This window comes from Mitsuaria sp. TWR114 (genome assembly GCF_007997345.1).
Map to the genome: position 1 here is coordinate 1 of NZ_VOSR01000157.1, position 4,479 is coordinate 4,479.

Consider the following 4,479-nt stretch of genomic DNA (forward strand, 5'->3'; position numbering starts at 1 on the left):
CGGCGCTGCTCCAGCAGCATCGACCGACCCACCTGATCGTGGAGCTCGGTGGCAACGACGCGCTGCGTGGGCTGCCGCTCAAGATGACGCGCGACAACCTCGCGGCGATGGTCCAGGCCGGCAAGGCGGCCGGCGCGAAGGTGATGCTGGTCGGGATGCAGATCCCGCCGAACATGGGCGCGAGTTATGCGCGCGATTTCGAGAACAGCTTCAAGACGGTCGCGCAGGCGGAGAAGGTGCCGCTGCAGCCCTTCCTGCTGGCCGGTGTGGCCGACCGGGCCGATGCGGCGGACTGGTTCCAGGGCGACCGCATCCACCCGCTGGCCAAGGCGCATCCGGTGATGCTGGACAACGTCTGGCAAGTCCTGCGACCGATGCTTTGACGAAACGCACCGGCCGCGCCGGTGCACCGGGAAATGTGAGGGCCGCCGGCGGGATCGCCGGCTGAGGCCGGCGCGAGATCTCCTAGACTCGCGCCCGCTCGCCTTCGACCCGTGCCGATGTCCCCCTTCAAGACCTTCCCCGTCGGGATCCGTGCCTGGATCCCGGTCCTGTTCCTGAGCGCCGCTTGCGCGGCCGCGATCGCGGCCGGCCATGACGGACGCCGTGCCTGGCAGATGATGCTGCTCGCCCTGCCGGTGCTGCTGTGGCTGTGCTGGCCGGTCGTCGGCCCGGCCTGGCGGCGGGTGCGCGCGGTGGTGGCCTTCGCGGCGCTGGCCGGCTTCCTGGTCGACGGCGCGCTGCGGGCCTTCCTCCAGCACCAGTACCAGGCCGCACCGGACAGCACGCTGGTGCTGGGGGCGATGGCGAACACCTCGCCGCGTGAATCGCTCGAATACCTGAGCTCGCAATTGCCCGCGATGACCGCGGCGCTGCTCGCACTGCTGACCGCGCTGACGCTGACCGGCGTCGCGATCCATCGCGCGGCGCGGGCACCGGTGGCGCTGTCCCGGCCCGCGCGCCTCGTGCTGGTCGGACTGCTGGCGCTGTGCGCCCTCGCCCACCTCAGCAAGCCGTGGCGGCGGCACCATCCGCTGCTGTTCTGGCCCGCCTGGACGCAGCAGGTCCTCGACCTGCGCACCGCCTGGGGCGACCAGCAGCTGCAGCGCGCGCGCTGATGCGCAATGCGCAGGCCGCGTCGCCCGCGGTGGCGACGGACGCGCCGTCGACCGTCGTGCTGGTGCTCGGCGAGAGCGTCAACCGCGACAACATGAGCCTCTACGGCTATGCCCGGCCGACGACGCCGGAGCTGATCGCGCTGAGCGCGGAGGAACGCGCCCGGCTGCTCACGCTGCGGCACGCGTGGTCGACGCAGGCGACGACGGTGGCCTCGCTCGCCGGCCTGTTCAGCTTCGGCGAGCGCGACGAGGACGATCCGGCCGGCGACACGCAGCACCTGCTCGCGCTGGCGCGCGGCGCCGGCTACAAGGTCTGGTGGATCAGCAATCACGATGACGTGGCGGTCGACCAGCAGCATGCGCAGCTGGCCGACGCGGTGGAGATGATCAACCGGCAGCCGGGACGCTCGTCGGGCTCGCTGGACGGCGAGCTGCTGGACGAGGTCGAGCAGGCGCTGGCCGCCCCCACGCCGCGCAAGCTGGTCGTGGTGCACCTGCTGGGCGCGCATCCGCATTACCGGCTGCGGATGCCGCCGGGCGAGCATCCGTTCGACGCCAGCGGGGACGCCGTCGATGCCGCGATGACGCGCGACGGCCGCGCCACCTGGGTCCGCGAGTTCCGCCAGGACTACGACGCCGCGATCCTCTATCACGACCGCATCGTGGCCGAGACGCTGCGGATGACGCGCCGTCACCTGCCCGCCGGCGGCCGAGCCGCGTGGATGTTCCTGTCGGACCACGGCCAGGAAGTGGGCCACACGCTGGACCACGCGGGACACAGCCCGGGCACGGCGTCGGGCTACCGCATTCCGGCGCTGCTGTGGCGCAGCGACGTGGCGTTCGACGCACCCGCCGCAGCCCGCCCCTTCCGCGCCGACTGGGCCGGATGGACGCTCGCCGACCTGATGCGGCTGCGCTGGACCGGCATGCGCGACGAGCGCAACGTGCTCCACGTCGCCTACGCCTGGGAGCCGCCCGCGCTGCCGGTGAAGGGCATCGTGTTCGAACGCTAGCCGGCCCGCGGCGGTCGCGGCGCACGCCGCGCGTCAGCGCCTACCGGCCCCTACGGCATCCCAAGGCGCTACGGCCTGGCCGCTTCACGCGGGCATTCCACTTGCCGTTTCCTTCCCCAGCAAGGAGCACGGCATGAAGCGATCCGCGAGCGCCCCCCTCACCGTCCTCGACCCCTTGTCGGGCCCCGAGCGCCGAGCCGAGCGCCGCGTCTCGCGCGGTCGGTCGACGTCGAGCCGGGAGACGTGATGGCCGCCGCCTCGAGAAAAGTCCTGCTGCTGGTCGACTTCATCAACCCGCTGCGATTCGACGGCGCGGAGGACCTCGCGCCGGCGGCGATCGAGGCCGCCACCGCCGCCGCCGCGCTGAAGCGGCGCTACCGCCGCGACGGCTTCAGCACGCTCTACGTCAACGACAACTTCGGCCAATGGCGCTCGGACTTCCGCACGCTGCTGCGCGAATGCCGGCGCGGTGGCGGCGCGGCCGCGAAGCTGGCGCGCCTGCTGGCGCCGGACGAAGAGGACCTGATGGTGCTCAAGCCGCGGCATTCCGGCTTCCACGCGACGCCGCTGGAACTGCTGCTGGCGCAGCTGGGCGCGCGCGAGCTCGCCATCACCGGCCTGGCGACCGACTACTGCGTCCAGTGCACGGCGATGGACGCCTACGTGCGCGGCTACCGCGTCTGGGTGCCGGCCGACTGCACGGCCGCCGAGAGCCCGGAGCGCAAGCACGCGGCGCTCGACTGGATCCGGCAGGCGCTGAAGGCCAGCATCGCGCCGTCGACGCGGCGCGTCTGAGCCGGCGCACCTGATCCGCCTGCCACTCGTTTCGGTGGGCGGCCTCATGACACCAGTCGGACCTGACCGGAAGTCCACCAGCCGGAGTCATGGCCGCTCGGCGCTCCCGGTCCGAGGATGAGGACCTCCGCATCGCTCCCATGGCAAGTCTGAAGCACCTTGCCGGACAGGGCCTCGGAAAACTTCGAACCAATCCTCAACTCATCAAGGTGAACACATGCAAGAACTGACTCAAGCAGAGATCGATCAAGTGCACGGCGGCGTCGGCCCCGTGGGCGCGGCCATTGGCGCGGTCATCGGTGGCGTGGGTGCCGCCGCCGCCACCGCGATCACTGGCGGCAACCCGGGCGCTGTCATCACTGCGGGCCTGTGCGGCGCGGCGACCGGCGCCGTAGCAGGCGCCAGCGGGATCGGTGGCATTTCCCTGGCTGTGCGGGTCTTCCACCAGGGAGTGATCGGCGCAGGCTTGACGGCGGGAGGCGGCTGGGCCTATGACCAGCTGAGCAAGCCCGTCCAGTCCAAGTGAATCGCACGGAATGCGGCGCTCAACGGGCGCCGTGGGTGATCCTCTTCCTATCGGCCATCGCGGCCAGCCTCATCAACCAGCGGCTGCCCCATCCCTTCGGCGACGGCTTCTGGGCTCAAGCGGCAATGCAGGGTGCGACGCAGTTGGCGATCATGGGGCTGCTCCACGGACTGCGCCGCCTGCTGCGCCGCGGCCCAGCCCGGCGCGGGAGATGCGAAGGCCACTGAACCCGCCGACCCATGGACACCCCCGCGCTGCCGGAACGCCGCAGGCGGGGCGCTTTTGCCACCGGGCATTGCGCTTGCCAGAAGTTCCGCATCGTCAGAGCGGGAGATGCCGGTTGCCGAAGGACCCGATCCGCCGCCCCTGGTGGGCCCAGCTTGGCCCCGGCCTGATCACCGGCGCCGCCGACGACGACCCGAGCGGCATCGCGACCTACTCGCAGGCCGGCGCGCAGTACGGCTACACCGTCGGCTGGACCATCCTGGTGACCTTTCCGCTGATGGTGGGCATCCAGCTCGCCAGCGCGCGCATCGGCCGGATCACCGGCAAGGGCCTGACCGAGAACTTCGCCAAGCTGTGCCCGCGCTGGCTGGTGATGGCGCTGGTCGGGCTGCTGGTCGTCGCCAACGTGATCAACCTCGGCGCCGACCTCAGCGCGATGGGCGACGCGATGAGCCTGGCCGTCGGCGGTCCGCCGGGCGTCTATATCGTCGCCTTCGCGCTGCTGTCGCTGCTGCTGCAAGTCCTGTTGCCCTACGAGCGCTACGTGCGGCTGCTCAAGTGGCTGACGCTGTCGCTGCTGGCCTATGTCGGCGTGGGATTCGCCGCGCAGGCGGACTGGGCGCTGGCGCTGCGCTCGCTGGTGCTGCCCGCGATGCACTGGGACCGCGAGTCCACGACCATGGTCGTGGCGATCCTGGGCACGACGATCAGCCCCTATCTCTTCTTCTGGCAGGCCGGCCAGGAAGCCGAGGAGATCCGCCGCATCGACGCCGACCGCCCGCTCGCCGTCGCGCCCGAGCAG

The 4,479-nt window shown here is 71.4% G+C and carries 7 protein-coding genes; all 7 read left to right on the forward strand.

Annotated elements, in window-relative coordinates; all coding sequences use genetic code 11:
* Positions 1–383 (forward strand): GDSL-type esterase/lipase family protein (locus tag FUT87_RS07215; RefSeq protein ID WP_255511715.1); only part of this gene is annotated, 383 nt, incomplete at its 5' end.
* Between the two features lie 117 nt (positions 384–500).
* Positions 501–1,118: a phosphoethanolamine transferase domain-containing protein gene (locus FUT87_RS07220; RefSeq protein WP_147240575.1), complete on the forward strand. Its 618-nt coding sequence runs from the start codon at positions 501–503 to the stop codon at positions 1,116–1,118.
* The gene (locus tag FUT87_RS07225; RefSeq protein WP_147240576.1) at positions 1,118–2,131 is read left to right on the forward strand and encodes a phosphoethanolamine transferase; all 1,014 of its coding nucleotides are present in this window, start codon (positions 1,118–1,120) and stop codon (positions 2,129–2,131) included. Before FUT87_RS07220 ends, FUT87_RS07225 begins: the two co-directional genes overlap by 1 nt.
* A 246-nt stretch (positions 2,132–2,377) precedes the next feature.
* Positions 2,378–2,926, forward strand: coding sequence for a cysteine hydrolase family protein (locus tag FUT87_RS07230; protein ID WP_147240577.1), 549 nt, complete (start codon positions 2,378–2,380; stop codon positions 2,924–2,926).
* A gap of 217 nt (positions 2,927–3,143) precedes the next feature.
* Positions 3,144–3,452, forward strand: a complete 309-nt coding sequence (locus FUT87_RS07235) for a class IIb bacteriocin, lactobin A/cerein 7B family (RefSeq protein ID WP_147240578.1) — start codon at positions 3,144–3,146, stop codon at positions 3,450–3,452.
* A 35-nt stretch (positions 3,453–3,487) separates the two neighbouring features.
* Entirely contained in the window at positions 3,488–3,679 is a 192-nt protein-coding gene (locus FUT87_RS07240) for a hypothetical protein (RefSeq protein ID WP_147240579.1), read from the forward strand.
* Between the two features lie 113 nt (positions 3,680–3,792).
* Positions 3,793–4,479, forward strand: a 687-nt coding sequence (locus tag FUT87_RS07245) for an NRAMP family divalent metal transporter (RefSeq protein ID WP_255511716.1), incomplete at its 3' end; no start/stop codon positions are given.